This is a genomic window from Acinetobacter sp. ANC_7654 (genome assembly GCF_056779855.1).
This window is the reverse complement of the sequence record NZ_JBWYIR010000007.1, coordinates 1-17632: the sequence shown is the minus strand read 5'-3', so window position 1 is coordinate 17632 and position 17632 is coordinate 1. Positions and strand designations below refer to the sequence as shown.

At 41.3% G+C, this 17632-nt stretch carries 20 protein-coding genes; 4 read left to right on the top strand and 16 right to left on the bottom strand.

Features of this window, described 5'->3' with window-relative positions:
* The first annotated feature begins 147 nt into the window (after positions 1–147).
* Both AC1M86_RS08885 and AC1M86_RS08880 read left to right on the top strand, forming a co-directional pair.
* Positions 148–1635 carry a PAS domain S-box protein gene (locus tag AC1M86_RS08885; RefSeq protein WP_481607786.1) on the top strand — a complete coding sequence of 496 codons (1488 nt, stop codon included), beginning with the start codon at positions 148–150 and terminating at the stop codon, positions 1633–1635.
* Complete coding sequence (locus tag AC1M86_RS08880; RefSeq protein ID WP_092766732.1) at positions 1626–2273, top strand: response regulator transcription factor; 648 nt, start codon at positions 1626–1628, stop codon at positions 2271–2273. Before AC1M86_RS08885 ends, AC1M86_RS08880 begins: the two co-directional genes overlap by 10 nt.
* Before the next feature lie 35 nt (positions 2274–2308).
* On the opposite strand, the gene AC1M86_RS08875 is transcribed toward AC1M86_RS08880, so the two are convergent.
* From AC1M86_RS08875 to AC1M86_RS08830, 10 genes are all read right to left on the bottom strand, one after another.
* Entirely contained in the window at positions 2309–3301 is a 993-nt protein-coding gene (locus AC1M86_RS08875) for a 2Fe-2S iron-sulfur cluster-binding protein (RefSeq protein ID WP_481607785.1), read from the bottom strand.
* A gap of 5 nt (positions 3302–3306) precedes the next feature.
* Positions 3307–3639, bottom strand: coding sequence for a non-heme iron oxygenase ferredoxin subunit (locus tag AC1M86_RS08870; RefSeq protein WP_092766730.1), 333 nt, complete (start codon positions 3637–3639; stop codon positions 3307–3309).
* The gene (locus tag AC1M86_RS08865; RefSeq protein ID WP_092766729.1) at positions 3636–4406 is read right to left on the bottom strand and encodes an SDR family oxidoreductase; all 771 of its coding nucleotides are present in this window, start codon (positions 4404–4406) and stop codon (positions 3636–3638) included. Before AC1M86_RS08865 ends, AC1M86_RS08870 begins: the two co-directional genes overlap by 4 nt.
* Positions 4403–4927 carry a flavin reductase family protein gene (locus AC1M86_RS08860; RefSeq protein WP_092766728.1) on the bottom strand — a complete coding sequence of 175 codons (525 nt, stop codon included), beginning with the start codon at positions 4925–4927 and terminating at the stop codon, positions 4403–4405. Before AC1M86_RS08860 ends, AC1M86_RS08865 begins: the two co-directional genes overlap by 4 nt.
* Positions 4914–6185 (bottom strand): styrene monooxygenase/indole monooxygenase family protein, encoded by a 1272-nt coding sequence (locus tag AC1M86_RS08855; protein WP_481607784.1) that lies wholly within the window; start codon positions 6183–6185, stop codon positions 4914–4916. Before AC1M86_RS08855 ends, AC1M86_RS08860 begins: the two co-directional genes overlap by 14 nt.
* A 34-nt stretch (positions 6186–6219) precedes the next feature.
* On the bottom strand, positions 6220–6711 hold the full coding sequence (locus tag AC1M86_RS08850) for a nuclear transport factor 2 family protein (RefSeq protein ID WP_092766726.1): 492 nt from the start codon (positions 6709–6711) through the stop codon (positions 6220–6222).
* Positions 6712–6723: 12 nt separating this feature from the next.
* Positions 6724–7077 carry a hypothetical protein gene (locus tag AC1M86_RS08845; protein WP_092766725.1) on the bottom strand — a complete coding sequence of 118 codons (354 nt, stop codon included), beginning with the start codon at positions 7075–7077 and terminating at the stop codon, positions 6724–6726.
* Positions 7078–7088: 11 nt separating this feature from the next.
* Positions 7089–8291, bottom strand: coding sequence for an aromatic ring-hydroxylating oxygenase subunit alpha (locus AC1M86_RS08840; protein ID WP_180028360.1), 1203 nt, complete (start codon positions 8289–8291; stop codon positions 7089–7091).
* Between the two features lie 109 nt (positions 8292–8400).
* Positions 8401–9735 carry an acetamidase/formamidase family protein gene (locus AC1M86_RS08835; protein WP_180028361.1) on the bottom strand — a complete coding sequence of 445 codons (1335 nt, stop codon included), beginning with the start codon at positions 9733–9735 and terminating at the stop codon, positions 8401–8403.
* Positions 9736–9780: 45 nt separating this feature from the next.
* A complete protein-coding gene (locus AC1M86_RS08830; protein WP_481588657.1) occupies positions 9781–10665 on the bottom strand; it encodes a SphA family protein in 885 nt (294 codons plus the stop codon).
* Between the two features lie 333 nt (positions 10666–10998).
* On the opposite strand from AC1M86_RS08830, the gene AC1M86_RS08825 reads away from it, so the two are divergent.
* Positions 10999–11481, top strand: coding sequence for a nucleotide triphosphate diphosphatase NUDT15 (locus AC1M86_RS08825; RefSeq protein ID WP_481607783.1), 483 nt, complete (start codon positions 10999–11001; stop codon positions 11479–11481).
* On the opposite strand, the gene AC1M86_RS08820 is transcribed toward AC1M86_RS08825, so the two are convergent.
* The 5 genes from AC1M86_RS08820 to AC1M86_RS08800 all read right to left on the bottom strand — a co-directional run bounded on the left by AC1M86_RS08820 (position 11468) and on the right by AC1M86_RS08800 (position 15986).
* Positions 11468–12592: a hypothetical protein gene (locus tag AC1M86_RS08820; RefSeq protein ID WP_481593276.1), complete on the bottom strand. Its 1125-nt coding sequence runs from the start codon at positions 12590–12592 to the stop codon at positions 11468–11470. The two genes, AC1M86_RS08825 and AC1M86_RS08820, sit on opposite strands and share 14 nt — an antisense overlap.
* Positions 12593–12667: 75 nt before the next feature.
* Positions 12668–14368: an urease subunit alpha gene (gene ureC / locus AC1M86_RS08815; protein ID WP_481607782.1), complete on the bottom strand. Its 1701-nt coding sequence runs from the start codon at positions 14366–14368 to the stop codon at positions 12668–12670.
* A gap of 12 nt (positions 14369–14380) precedes the next feature.
* Complete coding sequence (locus tag AC1M86_RS08810; protein ID WP_481607781.1) at positions 14381–14689, bottom strand: urease subunit beta; 309 nt, start codon at positions 14687–14689, stop codon at positions 14381–14383.
* 22 nt (positions 14690–14711) lie between these two features.
* A complete protein-coding gene (gene ureA, locus AC1M86_RS08805; protein WP_035270654.1) occupies positions 14712–15014 on the bottom strand; it encodes an urease subunit gamma in 303 nt (100 codons plus the stop codon).
* 96 nt (positions 15015–15110) lie between these two features.
* Entirely contained in the window at positions 15111–15986 is an 876-nt protein-coding gene (locus tag AC1M86_RS08800) for an urease accessory protein UreD (protein ID WP_481607780.1), read from the bottom strand.
* Between the two features lie 235 nt (positions 15987–16221).
* Here AC1M86_RS08800 and AC1M86_RS08795 point away from each other — a divergent pair, with 235 nt between their 5' ends.
* The gene (locus tag AC1M86_RS08795; protein WP_481607779.1) at positions 16222–17157 is read left to right on the top strand and encodes an LpxL/LpxP family acyltransferase; all 936 of its coding nucleotides are present in this window, start codon (positions 16222–16224) and stop codon (positions 17155–17157) included.
* A 22-nt stretch (positions 17158–17179) separates the two neighbouring features.
* On the opposite strand, the gene AC1M86_RS08790 is transcribed toward AC1M86_RS08795, so the two are convergent.
* A partial coding sequence (locus AC1M86_RS08790) for a hypothetical protein (protein ID WP_481590399.1) occupies positions 17180–17632 on the bottom strand: 453 nt, incomplete at its 5' end.

Sequence of the window (17632 nt, the reverse complement as noted above, 5' to 3'; positions counted from 1 at the left end):
ATGTTAAAAGTATGTAATTAGACCCTAAGTCTAATTGCAAGATGCTGCCCCTTAATGCAGTATTTACTTATAAAAAAAATGATTTATCAGTGACGATATTTCACCCTATACCCGATAGCCGGAAGCCATCTCAGGTAAGGACCTACAATGACCAGCTTACAATATTATCAAACTATTTTTGATAAAGCGGGCGATGCAATTTTTGTACATGATATTGGCAGTGTCCAATTTATGGATGCCAATGAAGCCGCTGTAGAACTTACTGGATATAGTAAATCTGAATTGACACAAATGAACGTTGAAAAGATCAGTGCTTTTCAACATGGTTTTGATTTGCATCATGCACTCCGAAAAGTTCAACAGGCCGCCACTACAACAGACGAAGCAATCACATTTGAATGGTTAATAGAGTCTCAAGACCAACGTCATATCCCAGTTGAAGTATGTCTTAAAAAAGTTGAGATTGAAAATGAACCAAAGCTTCTCGCTCTAGTACGTAACATCAGCGAAATCAAAAAGTATCAATATGCTCTACAGTCTAAAGATCAATATTTCAAAATGCTGCTTGAGCATTCGGGAGATGGGATTGCTATTCTCGACTTACAAGGCAAACTACTTTATGCCAGCCCATCATTACAAGGTATTCTTGGTTATCGGGATCGCTTTGTACTCAATAAGAATGTGTTAACTGCAATTCATCCTGATGATCGTATTAAAGTCAGACAGCTTCTATTTAAAAAAACAGAACAACGTGCACTTAGTGTGATTCATTACAAAATCTTGCACCACAATGGAAAATGGCGACACCACGAGGCAACCTATCGTAACTTATTAGATCACCCTGATATTCAGGGCATATTGGTGAATTATCGTGATATCACTGAGCGTATTGAGGCTGAAGAAAAAGCACGTGCTCGTGAAAAGCAACTTGGTCATATGTCACGTTGCAAAACGATGGGCGAACTGGCTACAGCACTCGCCCACGAATTAAATCAACCACTGGCTGCACTCAACAATTACGTCGGAGGTAGTATTATTCGCATTCAAAACGGTTTAGCCAACACACAAGAGACTCTTGATGCCCTCAATGCTGCTTTAAATCAAACACATCGCGTTAATGGCATTATTCACAGCATGAGAAGCTTTTTACGTAAAGGCGAAGCGAATTTCCAGATTCATTCTGTGAGTCATCTTATTCAAGAGTTACATCCTTTGATTAAGCTTAAAGCAGATCAAGGTGGATGTACCATCCATTATGAATTAAGTGTTTCGCCTATTTTTATATCAGCAGATGAAACGCTCTTTAGCCAAGTCATTATCAATCTCGTCTTCAATGCGGTCGATGCTCTACAAACTAACCCTGAGGGTGAAAGGGACATTTATATCCGCACTTGGCAACATAACCAACATGCTCGAATTGCAATTGCAGATAATGGGCCTGGACTCGAAGGGCAAAATCCAGAACAAATTTTTGAATCTTTCTATTCAAGTAAAAACAACAGCATGGGTATTGGCTTAACTCTGTCTCGAAGCATCATTGAAAACCATCATGGTTATTTATGGGTCTGTGAAGGTGAGTCCGGCGCTATTTTTAATATCTCTCTGGCAGCACAGGAGCGTACAAAATGTATTTAACCAATTCTCATGTTCCCGAGCCCATTGTGTATGTGATAGATGATGATCAAGACATTTGTAATTCACTCACATGGTTGCTCGATTCCGTGCAACTCGAAACCAAAACATTCAATAGTGCTACTGAATTCCTGAATTATCAGCGCCCGCAAACGCCTGCATGTTTGATTCTTGACATTCGTATGCGAGGAATGAGTGGCTTGCAATTACAACAACAATTGAACCAACAAAAAACCCGTATGCCGATCATTTTCATGACTGGCCACGGCGACATTCCAATGTCGGTCAATGCGATGAAAGCTGGGGCATTTGATTTTTTAGAAAAACCTTTTAATCCACAACATATGCTTAATCAAATCCAAGCCTGTCTGCAACTTGCTGAACAAGACTTTATTGAAGAAGAAAAACGTCAAGAACAGATGATTAAATTGAAATCTTTATCACCAAGAGAAAGTGAGATTATAAATTTATTGGTCGATGGACTTTCGAGTAAACATATCGCACAAATGTTGAATATCAGCCATAAAACAGTAGAAATTCACCGCACTCATATTCGTCAGAAATTAGGAACTGAATCTATCGCACAGATCGTCAATATGGTCTTGATGTGTCGTGATCGCTCAATACCGGCGATGGGTTAACCATCGCCTGAGCGGGAGAAAAATGATATCTTCGATTAAAAGAAACGATCAAAATGAATTTGTTGTTGTGGAATACCTGCTTGATGGGCCATTTGTTCAATAGATTTCACCATCGGTGGCGGACCTGCACAATAAATTTCATGCTCAAGCAACTGTTCGCCTAATACATCTTGAATCACTTCATGAATAAACCCCGAACGGATACCTTCAATGAGTTCAGAGGAGGTTGCAGGTACATAATTGAGGCGTTCCCCTAACTCTGTCCAGTCACGTAATTGATTTTCAGTAAACAAATCACGTTGCTCACGACCACCATGGAAAAACCAGACTTTTTGATGTTGCAAATGTGGGTTAACTGCAACGCCACGAGCAATCGCTAACATGGGAGCAAGTCCAGAACCACCAGCCACACAGACAATAGGGCGAGGCTTCTCTTGTAAATGCGCTAACCCATATGGACCATCAATTTGAATATCAGCCTTTTCACGTAACTGTTCATCAAATAACAAATTGGTCATTTTACCATCAGGAACACGTCGAATTTGGAAGATCCATAACCCCTCTTCATTCGGTAGGTTAGACATTGAGTACGCACGAAGTAACTGTTGATTCACCCAAATTAAAGCGTATTGTCCAGGAATAAATTGTGCTGGCTCATCTGATTGAAAATGTACTTCCAAAATATCATGTGTCACCAAATGAGCATGCTTCAATGTTACTCTTTTTTGTTTTGGAATAATTTTAGGAACACATTGTTCGTCTAAACGAAGCTTAATGACACAATCAGATTTGGGGCGACACTGACACGCCAGTAACCGACCTTTACGTTTATCACGATCGCTTAATCCAGGTGCATCTGCCCATAAATTTTCTACTTCACCTGACAGGACTTCGATTTTACACGTCCCGCAACCACCCGCATTACATTCGTAAGGAATGCCTAATCCTTCACGTAAGCCACCGCGTAGCAATACATCATTAGCTGAACAATAAAATTCGGCTTGACCGTCTATTTGGATTTTATACATCGGCATCACTCCACCAAATAAACATTATTGTCACGTACAATCGATTGATAGGTTTTCAGTGGAATCGTACAAGGTGCACCACATGGTTCACCGGTTTTGATATTAAATGCACCCGCATGAAATGGGCACTCCACTTCACAGCCATCAATCTCACCATCTGCCAATGATGCATCACCATGTGTACACGTATCATCGGTGACATAGAACTCGCCATCTTCTAAGTGAAACACTGCCAATGGAGGATAACCGTCAATAATGATTTGTAGTCCCTCACCCTGTTCCACATCAGAGGTTGAACACAAAAATTTCTCAGCAACATTGGTCATTTTAATGTTCATTGAGTTAACTCCTCTATCGGTGAATCTGTGGCTTCAGGACCTAGAATGTGATAACCACCATCGGCATGAATCACACTGCCTGTAAGTAATTTTGCTTTCGGGCTACACAATAAACTTAATGCTTGTGCGACTTCCTCTGCATCCGCAATACGTCCTAACACATGGAAACGTCCTGCCACTCGATCAGTTTTGGCGCGGTCTCCGCCGGAAATCATTTGCATTGGGACGGACCAAGTCCAACCTAATGAGAGTGCATGTACACGAATACCATCTTGTGCTAGATCCAGTGCCATGCTTTGTGTGAGTTGCTCTAAAGTTGCTTTAGATGCTGGATAGACCCAGCGTTCTTTTTGTGCAATACGTGCACTGACACTGCTGATATTAATTACGGCACCATCAGTACTTTTTTTCAAAAGTGGTCGACATGCTTGTACTAACGCTGCGTGACCAAATACCGTGACATTGAACGTGTTTTGCCAATCTTGACGTGTAGATTCAGATCCATGATCTTCATACAAACACGCTAGGTTAACCAAGACGTCTAACTGAGTGAGTTTTCCACTTAATGTGCGAATACTGTCATCATTAGCGAGATCTAGAAATTCGTACTGAGCTTGGGTTGATTGTGCAACTTGCTGTCCTTGAGTTTGATTAATATCAGCAACAATGACCTGTGCACCTAAGCCTTTCAACTCTTGGACTACGGCTTGACCAATATGTGTCGCACCACCTGTCACCAAGACGACTTTTCCATCTAAGTCTGTCATGAAACCTCCTTGTACTCAGGCCATTCATTAAATTGTCCCTTGCAAAACAGCAGAGGTCGTTGATTACTGTGGCGACATTGCTCAATTTTACCGAGGAAGATTTGATGATCACCCGCTTCAATTTGTTGAGCTCTTTTGCAAATAAATTGCACGACACATCCTTCTAAAACAGGTGCTTTCGAACCTTGAATTTTCCACGTACCATACTGAAATTTGTCCGCAATCGGCTTAGCGAAGTTTAAGCCTACTTCCTGCTGATGTGCACCTAAAATATTAATGGCGAAGTATTCAGCATTTTCAAAAATAGATCGGCTTGGAGAATGATTGACTAAACTCCATAACACCAATGCAGGATCTAAAGACACTGAACTAAAGGAATTAATCGTCAACCCTACAGGTTGTTGATCTTGGTCTAGGCAAGTGACGATCGCCACTCCTGTCGCAAAGCCACCAAATGCCTGACGGAGCGATTTCGCTTCCGCCAGATCAACATCCTGCCAAAGTAATTCAGGCAGCTGCATGTTGAAACTCCTTTCGTGACAAGTATTCTTTTGCCCCAGCTTCACCATCTACCGCTGGCCAGAAACCACATGGATTGTTGAAATGCCCCATAAAATCATCTGCAATCGCTTGGTTTTGCGATGCTGCGCCTAACACTTGCAATAAGCTTTCACTTGGTGGGTTTAACAGCAAGTTGGTAAATTCTGTGGTATAATGACCTGACTTTTCCCAGAATTGCTCGAATACTTCTGTCATCCAATCTGCACTAAAGTCTTCATCACCTCGTGCTAAAATCGCAGCTAAATAATGCTCCACCATACGAGTTGCATTGTTTGCGCCTTGTCCTGCGATTGGATCATTTACAATGACAGTGTCTCCAATCCCCCAAATTTTTGCACCGTTATCTAAGGTTGCAACAGGATCTCGAACTTCAGGGCGGAATGCACCTTTGAGCCATGCATTTGGATCACTTAATTCCATATTATCGACCATACGGAAGCTTTGATCTGGTGTTACTTTGGCAACCGCTTCTTTCATGCGTTGGACCATTTCTTCGCCATTGGTGACATCATCGAAGATATCCATGGGTCCATTCGGCACACACTCAAAAAGGAAGCTACGACATGGGCCATGTGTGTGGCTGTAGAATGGCATACTGAAGTATTCACCTGCACCTGCCACGAAGTTGAAATGTAAGGTCTGTGAGGGTTGACCTTGCCAACTATTTGGACCACACAAATCATCACCTACGACGAGTGCAGCAGCCAATTTACGTGGCGGCGTTTGATGCACTGAACGTGTTTCATTGCGTTTGAATAAACTCGTGATATTGCCCTTACCTGCCGCCAAAATCGTCAAATCATTTTCAGCAGTGATTACTTCCAAATCTTCTGGACTGACATTTTGAATGATGAGCTTGCCACCACGGCGCGGATATTCCTCTAACCAACGGTGATATTTGGTTCGTTGGTCCATGGCAATACCGTCATTATCATGTAAAAAACCAGTCACAGGTAACATGATATCGCCGTTTGGTGCACGAAAATCGACATGCAATGCTTGACCACGATGCGCTTTCCCATCCCAGAAATTCAAACCAAGTTTGCGTTCAAACTCTAATGTATTGGCGAAGAACATCGTGGTACTGACCATACGACCGTGTAACAATTCATCCGCAGGGCGATCTACATATAAAGTGACATCATATTTATTTTCGAGTAGCGAGAACGCGAGTAATAAGCCTGCTTGTCCACCACCGATAATTGCAATTTTTCTCATCTTAAATTCCCCTTAGGCCGTATTGATTCAGTGCCTATTTAACTGTGTTCGGATAGGGTTGATTGAAGGTCAAATTCAATTCGACGCGTTCAAATTTCCATTCACCCTGCTCATTCCGACTTACTTCTGTTTTATAAAATCCACCTAAGCAACAGGTCGTTGCAGGTTTAACTTGATCTGTTGCGGCTGTTGTTGATTCCTCGGCTAAATTACAGACTTCCCATAACATCCAAGTTGCCTTTGCATGGTCTTGATCTAGGAGCTGTATATCGGGCATGGCCATAATATGTAAGCTCCATAACACTTGAGCCTCTGCAATATTGGACAATGCCTCTAAAATATTTTGACGTCCTTGATACTCCCCAAAACCCTTAGCACACCAAACGGCATTTTGGTGAAATACATGCTGTAAAATGGCTGGATTGTTGCGCTGATCAGCCGCTGTTGCATAGCGACCGATCAGGCCACGAATCGCCTCGCAGGCCTCCAGATAATGCAAACGCTGTTCTAGATTGTGCTGGCTCATCCTGTATTCCTCTTAAACGTTGACCATGTCACCAGTTTCATAAATGAAACGGTTCTCCGCAAATGCATACGGTACGCCAACTGAACCCTTATAAAGCTCGATGTGTGGTGCAACTTCAGCAAAGCTGAGACTTAACCAATACAACTTATGAAGCTCTTCAGGTAAGGTCCCTAGGACATATTGATCGAGTGCGGCAAGTAGCTTGCGCATTTCGGGCAAAATAGCATCGTAAAATGCTTGCAATTCTTCTTTGGTTGAGTTCAAACGCGCTTCATGGCGTTGCTTACCCGTTCCTAAAGCCCATTTCGCAACAAAAGGTTCTAAGCTTGCAAAGTCAGCTGGCAATTGTGAAATGATGTTTGACATGTGCATTCTCCTTATGCGCGATTCAGGTATTGTTCAAGAACGTGGTAACCGTGACGAATCAGGATTTCTTCGTCTTGTAGATGCATCACTTTTTTCGCTCGAGACTCAAGTGCTTCTTGGGTATCTTCCATGGTGGCAGTATCTTCTAACCACGCATTACGTTGTAATACTTGTGCAAACTCTTGCGCCCAACGCTCTGAATAGGTTTTCGCTTTAGGCAGGTAATAGCGACCCTCCCAACGGGTTTGGTTATGGCCGACCGGCCAGAACTGATGGGTGAACCATACTCCTTCAGTCACATGCACCAAGATATTCGGGAAAATGACAGATAATTCAAACGAGAAGTCATCACGATCATTTGGATTGACTGATTTAGGTAGCTGAACACGTTCATAGTGATTCACCAATGATGCGCCAGTGATCTCACCTGACAATGCAGCCGCTGGTTTTGGATTGGCGTTTTTGGTTAAGCACACAGCGCAAGTACGATGATCACCAAACAATTGCACTTCTTGTAAACCTGATGCGAATACATTCGGGAAAGAGCCTGCATGAATGGTCGCCACGTGATACGCTTCAGCAAATGCGTCATGAGCGACTTTCCAGTTACAGTTCAGAACTGTGTTATAGGCAAAGCATTCTTCCATTTCATGGAATGGATAACCGCCTAAATGCTGTCCCATACCGCCTAAGAATTCTTCTACCGATTGAGTGCCGTCATTATCCAAATTGATGAAGATAAAACCTTCCCACACTTCGGTGCGTATTGGTGCTAAACCGTTATGACCTTTGTCAAAGCAAGATGTGAATTTTTCTTCTTCAGGTACGCTGACCAAATCACCTTTAGCATCGTAAACCCAACCGTGGAAACGACACGTCACGACTGCGGCTTTGTTTGAACCAAAGGTTTCATTGCCGGTTTCCACCACAACTTTGTTACCACGGTGTGAACAAATATTGTGGAATCCACGGATTTCACCATCTTTACCATGCATTAAAATGACTGAGGTTTTAGCAAAATCTAAGCGTTTAACTTTATAGTCGCCTTTCTTTGGTATTTCTTCTACACGCCCCACTTTCAACCAAACTTTTGAGAAAACTTTTTCAATTTCTTCCTGATAGATCTCTGGCGAAATACATGGTTCGGTTGGAATAGGCTCAATACCAAGTTCTGGATATAAATCGCCCCAACGGAGTTTTGCATTACTGTTCATATGACATTCCTGTTCAAGTTCTCGTTTCTAAGTTTTAAGTTCAGTAAATTTCATGCTTTTTTCGAACAGCGTTTGAATCACCCGAATCAACCGCCGTTCACGTGATGAATTAAAGTTGGTAATGTTCGCGAACTAAGTTTGCGATCCCCAATTTTTCTAAAATTGGCATTGGGCATAAGAAGGTTGCACGTACCATTCCTGGTAAACGGCTGATTTCGATAGAGCCTGTGATGGTGCAACGGTTCATAACCTCATCCACACTTAAACCTGTGACTTTTGCCGCTCGATTTAAAGCATTGTCCGTTGCATCATTGAGGTTCTTACCTGTTCCCATAAATGTGATTGGACCACTTTCCTCAATTTCAGTTTGTCCCCAACGCGCACCTAAAGCTTTCACTTTTTCACGCTCTTCCTTGGTAAATGGACGTGCCATTGGTGGTAAGTCATCTGGTGCTTGAAGTAAAATTGGACCATCAATAGTTAAGCCTTTAATCACTTCCACTTGTAATTCTGTTTCGCCTGAAACGTCCGTGGCATGCCCTGCAATTTCACCATTGCCTTGTTGCGCATGCATATCTCCCATGTAGACACCTGCACCTGGTACTTTCACAGGGCAAATCAAAATACAGCCTGGACGAATCGAATTGGTATCCATGTGACCGTCAGTTTTGGCTGCGATAAGCTCTTCTTCAGTCATCCCGAATTTATGCGGTGCATTAATCAAGTACTGACCGAAGTCGTGACAGTTATGAGAGTCTGGTAAATCACGTGAAGGTGTCGTACCAATATTTCCGAGGAATGGACGCATGTGTGCAGCAACACCCGGCATGTCAGCACGCGCTAGTGATAGAATAGAATGCTGTGCAGCATGTTCAGGTAATGCAGAAAGCTCATTGGCATTACCAGCTAACTTGTTGGCAATCTCTTGATTGACCGTCAAACTCACTTTATTTTCTTCGTCCAACACGATCACATAACCATGTGAAAAGCGAAAAGCACTGACTTCTGCACCACAGTTTTTACAGTGAATCGCGTCGTCGCCAATCCCTTCTACATAACTTGCCGGTTGCTCTGTACCACATGCCTCACAATATTTCGCAACAAACGGATCGCCTTTATAACGCCCCTCAACAAATTGCATCACACCAGATGAGGTCGCCGTAGAGGTCACATGCATGTGTTTTATCTTTAAAGCGACAGCATCGCCCACCTCTGCACCTTCAATAAAGACAGGCAGTGTTACTTCATGCCCACCTTGGAATGCAGGTGTAATCATGGGACCCCAGCATCCTGGAGGTGTACCAGTTTTAAGTGTCCCACCATTTTTTAAAGGGCCAAGCATACGTTGGCTCGGTCCGACGATACCGCCTGAAAACTCATTCACCACTAAATAATCGACAGCTCCAGCACTGCCTGCTGCATATTCTTGATTCTCAATTTTCATGGCCTTACCTCTATATGCTTGCTCTAATGTTTGGGTAACAATGTTTTAAAATGGAATGGTGATATCAATTGCGAACTTCTGACCTTCTGGTCGGTTTTCAACATCAAATTCTTTTTGATATTTCGCTGCGATTGCATACCCTTTAGGGAATTGATAGCGAACCTGTGGTCCTACGCTGGCTGCTTTAGCTTTAAAATCACCTAAAACAGCACCTTCACCTGAGTCACCTTCAAGCTGACGATGTACGTAACCACCAACACCAACCGCCAAAGGTCCCATGTGTTTCGCGACTAAGTAATCGACATGCAAAGCATTACCCGACTCGTATTTGGTATCTTTATTCTCGAAATTGATGTCATACATCCACTTGGTACTGACTTCGATACCTTGTTTATTTAAGTATGTGGTCGAGATAATCGGTTGAATGGTGTAATAATTACGTCCAATATTTGCGAGTCTATTTTTGTTGTAAGAGCCAACTGGAATATAAAAGTCGACACCTGTCGCCACATGCCAATCCCCTTTATGCCAACCCAATAAGAATGGATCGATAATGAGATCACCCATTGCCATGTGATCATCTTGACGACCACCTAATGTAAGATCTGCATGGGCATATACAAGGAATGCATGCATGCCCCATGTCGCGCCTAAAAATGTTTTGTCACTGACATAGACACCACGAGCAACTGTGGCAAAGGTGTCAATTTTAAAATCATCAAATACTGGATGATCATTTTTAAATTTATCTGCGTTGTAGTATTGGTTATAACTGACGAGATACATCCCAGGTGGCGGCATTGCGCCACCAAAAAAACTCTCTGTCCCATCTGGATAAGCACTTCCGCCATTTTCAGCGGCAAGCGCTAAACTTGCGCTACTGAAAAGACATGTGGTCAATGCCACAGAAGTTAGATATTTCCTTACCATTTACCGCATCCCCCTCGTTGCTAAATTCCTTGCTGGCGATGTTCTAAATCGTCTAGCGCATGTCTTAATCTAGTCTTGAAAGGAGGCAGGGAAATATAAGGATGAATCTATGTTGAATTAAGGGATTATCTTGTAGAAATATTGATTTTTTCTCACTGGTATAGAGGTTTTAGAGAAATAAAATAGGTTTTCTTCACTATAGTGATAGGTAAAATCCCTTATAAATGTGAATGATTTATTATTTAAATTACATGTTTTGAAACATTTGAAAGTTAGCGTTGTCATATCGCTGTTGTACTTTGTAGAACACAGAGCAGCTAGATGTGCACAATCATGAATATTAAAAGCAACTCCATCATCGGCGTGGGCATCATGTTGATTGATCAACGTCAAAAAGTTCTATTGGGTTATAGAAACAAAATTGATGAACCTGCCTCATGGTGTTTTCCGGGTGGAAAAATGGATGCGCATGAATCAGTTGAAGATGCTGCAGTACGCGAATTGTTAGAGGAAACTGCTTTAGATCTGAGTCAATATATTGAGTCTATTCAACCCTTAAATACGATCATTGATCAAGATTCTGAGGCAGTAAAAGTTACGTTCGGAACGATTTATCAACTTTTAGATGAACGTTTAAAAACTCAAATTTGCGTGACAGAACCTGAGATTTTTGAGCGTTGGGAATGGTTTAGTTTTGATGAGCTTCCACAACTACTTTTTCCTGAAACTGAAGTGATAATTAAATATTTTTTAAATCAGCCTCAGGAAAAAAGATGGGCTGTTTACTCAAACCAATCCAACGCTAAGACTTCCTAAATTCACTTACTAATTTCGCTAATTGCTCCATACCATCAAAAGTGGTTGGAATCTTTTCATCTGAAGAAACGAGCGGTGAGAAGATAATATTTTCGAATTTTTCAAATCCAGCTTTATTTTTTGCATGTAGCTTTTCTGAATCTTCCGCATAATTATGAATAAATTGACAAAGTGCCATACGAAGTTCAAGTTGCATCATTTGGGATTGAACTGAACGCTTATCTTGCAATGAAATTTTGACTAAATATAAGGTTATTAGAATTAAGGTTATAAAAGGAATTGAAATTAGCCACATACTTGAAGGTAAATTACCTTGAAAATATATAAGTGCTCCAATTAAAATTATAAGTTCAAAGAAAGGAACCATGAACATAACTGTTGACACAAAACCGTACATGTCTTTCGTTCTCTTTAACTCAACTTTCTTTTGATCATATAATTGTTGGAAACCTTTATTCAAAAGAACAAAATCATAAGTTGTTTTATAACTTTCTAACTTTTTTTCTAATTCTTTGACTTCATAAATTTTCACATCAAATGTTGAATTCCAACCGCTGATCAAATCAGATGCCTTCTCTGATTCTTTAATCAAAGCCTTATAGTCACTAAAATCTTTTTCTTCTAAAAATTTTCTAATTTCATTCAATTTAGAGTTACTATAAATTTCGCCACATATAACGAAAGGTAATTCATCTACGAAATCATAATGCGTTTTAAACTCTAAATATCTTTGATTTTTTTCAGTATAAATGAAGTCATAGAAACTTCTTACAATAGGACTTTGTTGTTCATTTTCTTTAATTCCACGTCTAAATTCCCATTCTTTTAGATAAATATAAAAACTCAGAGCACCATATTTTAAGTGTTCTAGATCATCATCCAATATAATTTTAGCAAGCTGATTTAAATCAAATAGATTCCATTTTTTTGTTTGCTTAAGATTTTCATCTAGGTATCTGAGATTTTCCTCGTTATAGAAGCCTTTTAGTGATCTAATTATATGAGACCATTTTTTAAGCTCATCATCATTTGAATCTAGATTATTTTGTGCTGTCTCAAATAAACGATCTAGAGCATTCCGAAAATCTGATGAAACAAAAGAAAAGCCCATACTATCCTCTTATATTTTTATTTAAGCATATAATTTTATTATAAATAAAAAGCTCCAAAAATGGAGCTTTGTTATTCAAAACAAGAAATACCTTTGCGCCATCGGCAATACTTCCGCAGGCTCACAAATCAGCAACTTCCCATCTGCTCGCACTTCATAAATTTCAGGATCAACCTCCATCACAGGACAGTAGTTATTCAGTTTCATATCTTTCTTCTGAATATCACGTGTGCCTTTACATGGACTGATCAACTTTTTCAGCCCGAGCTTTTCATGCACGCCTGCCTCTATCGCGACTTGGGATAAAAAGGTGATACAGGTGTTATGCACACCGCGCGCATTAGCACCAAACATCGGACGATAATGCACTGGCTGTGGCGTTGGAATAGACGCATTAATGTCTCCCATCGGCGCAGCCGCAATCATCCCGCCTTTAATAATCATCGACGGTTTTACCCCAAAAAATGCAGGCTTCCACAGTACCAAGTCAGCAAGTTTACCTACTTCCACCGAACCAATTTCATGGCTTAAACCATGCGTAATTGCAGGGTTAATTGTATATTTAGCGATATAACGTTTTACACGATTATTATCATGTGTCGCATTGTCACCCTCTAAAGGTCCACGCTGCACTTTCATTTTATGCGCGGTTTGCCACGTACGAATCACCACTTCACCGACACGCCCCATCGCTTGCGAGTCTGATGACATCATGGCAATGGCACCTAAGTCCTGCAAAATATCTTCTGCTGCAATGGTTTCACGTCGAATACGACTTTCCGCAAATGCCACATCTTCAGAAATCGCAGGGTCTAAATGGTGACACACCATCAGCATATCCAAATGCTCATCAATGGTGTTGATGGTATACGGACGAGTTGGATTGGTGGAAGATGGCAACACATTCGGCTGACCAATGGCTTTTAAAATATCAGGGGCATGTCCACCGCCTGCGCCTTCGGTATGGTAGGTGTGAATGGTACGATTTTTAAATGCAGCCAAGGTTTCTTCCAAGAAACCGCTTTCATTTAACGTGTCAGTATGAATGGCCACCTGCACATCAAATTCATCGGCAACACTCAGGCAATTATCAATCGCTGCGGGGGTTGAACCCCAATCTTCATGTAGCTTTAAACCCACTACCCCTGCACGAATTTGCTCACGAATTGGGTCGGGCTGACTTAAATTACCTTTACCCAATAAACCAATATTCATCGGTAAATCATCTATGGCTTGAAGCATCGTCCCGATATGCCAAGGCCCCGGTGTCACTGTAGTTGCAGAAGTCCCTGCCGCAGGGCCTGTACCACCACCAATCATGGTGGTCACACCGGACATCAGTGCCGTTTCCACTTGCTGCGGGCAAATCCAATGAATATGCGTATCGACACCGCCTGCGGTGAGAATCTGTCCTTCACCAGCGATCACTTCCGTCGCTGCACCAAGTGGAATGGTGATATCGGGCTGAATATCTGGATTTCCCGCTTTCCCAATTTTCCAAATGCGACCGCTCTTTAAACCGACATCAGCTTTGACAATACCCCACCAATCCACAATCAGCGCATTGGTAATGACCGTATCCGCAACATCTTCAGCCAACAGTTGTGATTGTCCCATGCCATCACGAATCACTTTACCACCGCCAAACTTCACTTCCTCACCATAGGTAGTGAGGTCTTGCTCAACTTCAATAAACAGCTCAGTATCCGCGAGACGAACTCGATCACCTACCGTTGGACCAAACATTTCCGCATAAGCACGGCGTGACATTTTCATTATTATTTTCCCTTAATCCAACTTACCCATAACACGACCCGCAAAGCCATACACCTCACGCTTACCTGCGAGTGCAACAAGTTCAATATCTCGACTCTGTCCTGGCTCAAAACGCACCGCTGTACCTGCCGCAATATTCAGTCGATATCCTCGTGCTAACTCACGATCAAACTGCAACGCATCATTCGCTTCAGCAAAGTGATAATGTGACCCAACCTGAATCGGTCGATCCCCTGCATTTGCTACCGTCATTTTGAGCGTTGCCCGTCCGACATTCATTTCAATGTCTGTATTGGACGTAATGATTTCACCTGGAATCATATTTAATTTTTCCTCTCAGACATCACACAATCGGTTGATGTACAGTGACCAGTTTTGAACCATCAGGAAATGTCGCTTCCACTTGGACCTCTGCGATCATTTCAGCCACGCCTTCCATTACTTCATCCCGTTTTAGCAATGTTGTTCCAAAATGCATGAGGTCACTCACACTCATTCCATCACGTGCACCTTCTAATAGTGCGGCAGAAATATAAGCCACTGCTTCTGGATAATTCAGCTTTAAACCACGGGCCTTGCGTCTTTCCGCTACAAGCCCCGCAGTAAAAATCAGCATTTTGTCTTTTTCTGTAGGTGTTAGTTCCATAATGCTTTCCTCACTATCTTTAAATATTGATGCAAGATGTGTGCTCAAATGTTTGTGTTAAAACAACTTAACTATGTTGCTATGACAAGAATAAATTTATGTGCGCCAAATTCTTGGGAACTCTTCATCAAGATCAAACCAATAACGACGAAGCTTTGCACGAATTGCAGCAAATGCATCATGACACTCACGTACATCATCTCCGAGATAACGTGCGGTTACGACGTAATCGAGTAACGTCAATGTGACGTTAATATTCATACGCATGATTAATTCACGAATTTGATCAATATGTTGATCAAGATAGAAATTTGGCCGGTATTGTTCTGGAGGCACTGCCCAAAAACTGGCCATCACTGCATGACCGTTCATCCCTAAACAAGACTTTAACCAACGATCATTGCCTTTAAAATTTAAACAGTCTGCAACCAATATTTTCTGATTTTGATAAAGCTGAAATTTATTTTGGTAAGCACCCTGCGAGAAGGTTTCATGTCGTGCTTGCCGTCCAATCACCAACATATCCCAACCGATAAAACTGGCAGCAACGTCTAAATGTACGATCGTTTCTGAATTTGCATTCGCACCATTAAAGAGCATCGTCTCTTGAGGAAGCCATTCGAAAATCGCCTCATCTTGGACATGAATATGAATATGTTGAAATGCTTGTTTAAGATTGGTTTTGTACCACTTCCCTGCGCCAGGTGTGGTAACCAAAGCATGCGAATCCTGATCTATTTTCATTTCAAAGGTGAGATGATCTCCACCAGCAATTCCAGCAGGTGGATGAACAATAATGGCATGACATACTCCTGTTTTTTCAGGCCACAGCATCTTTTGCACGCGAACAGGTCCAAAGTGCTTACGATGCGCCAAAATTGTGCGATTTGAATCTTTGGTAAAACCTAACTCTAATTTAGCAAACCAATACTGTGCATTTTTGACTGGCTCATTGAACAATACTTGATTCATTCACGGTCATCTTCGTATTCATATCATTTTCAGTAAATGTTCTGCAAAAATTGCACCAAGTTTGCTCAAGCTAATTTTGGTTAAAGGTTCTTAGGCACTTAATGTTGATATTGATGAGTAATTCATGTGAAAAATCTAAGAACGTTTTTCTAAAGAATCCGATTGTTGCCTTCGTCGAAAAAAAACAGTTCGTGCTAATATAGTGAATTACCTTAAATTGTTATCAAGTTTGAATATGAGTAAACAGAAAAACTACCAACCGGGAGAGTTCCAGTGGTCTTTCTTAATGCCAAAATATTGGGGCATTTGGATTGGTATTATATTTCTGATGCTCCTTGCGATATTACCTTGGGCAATTCAGCATCGTTTAGCGTATCTGATGGGAAATGTAGCTTTCAAATACTTGCGTTCACGTCGTGAAACAACTTTAAGAAATTTAGAAGTCTGCTTTCCTGAATGGATGCCCGAACTCCGTTATGAAAATGCTCGCCAAGTCTTTATTGATCAAATGGTCGGTGTTTTTGAAACACTGAATGCTTGGTATTGTCCCAAATGGTTTAAAGATCGTGTAACGATTGAAGGTTTAGAACATATTCAACAAGTGCAAGCTGAAGGGCGTGGGGCTTTACTACTTGGTACACACTCTACCCTACTCGATGCAGGTGGATATGTATGTGCCCAGTATTTTGATCCAGATGTCGTGTATCGTCCGCAAAATAATCCATTGCTAGATATGCTGATTTACCGTTGTCGTGCCACGATTTATACCAATCAAATCGACCATGATGATATGCGTGGATTAATCCGTCATTTAAAAGAAGGACGACCTATTTGGTATAGTCCCGACCAAGATTTTGGTCTTAAACAAGGCGTTATGGCACCCTTTTTTGGTGTACCCGCAGCCACTGTAACTGCACATCGCCGTATATTAAAAATGACCAAAGCTGCCGCGATTCCACTTTACTTCTACCGTAAAGGTGATATTACAAATCCGAAATATCATATTTTGATTGAACCTGCGTTAGACAATATGCCAAGTGAAGATGAAATTGCAGACGCGACACGAACAAATTTGATTATTGAAAATCAACTTCGTTTAGCACCAACCCAATATATGTGGTTCCACCGTAGATTTAAAACACGTCCGGAAGGTTTTGAAAAAATTTATTAAAAAAAGCGGCTGAGCCGCTTTTTTATTGTGTTTCTAATACATCTGAATTTTTATCAGTATCAGGCTTTTTCGCCTCTACCATCTTATAGCGGTTGATACGACCTAACTCATCTTTTAAAGTCATATGCTGCATGTCCAAGACATTTAATATCAGCTTTTCTGAAGTTTTATTTTGATTCTGATCTGTCCAATTTACATTGAACTCCGTACCTAAACGAGTCCATTGATTTGCTTGAATTTCACCGACAGCAACAGGGGTTATAAATTTTGGTACTTTTCCGTTGAGATCAATTTGAATCTCTTTTAAATCCACCCTTGGACATTGCTCAGCAAAACATTGATAGGCTGTTGGTTCAGGCGTTACTTTTTGAGCAAAAGACTGTGCTTTAGCTTCTTTAGCTTCTTTAGCTTCTTTAGCTTCTTTAGCTTCTTTAGCTTCTTTAGCTTCTTTAGCTTCTTTAGCTTCTTTAGCTTC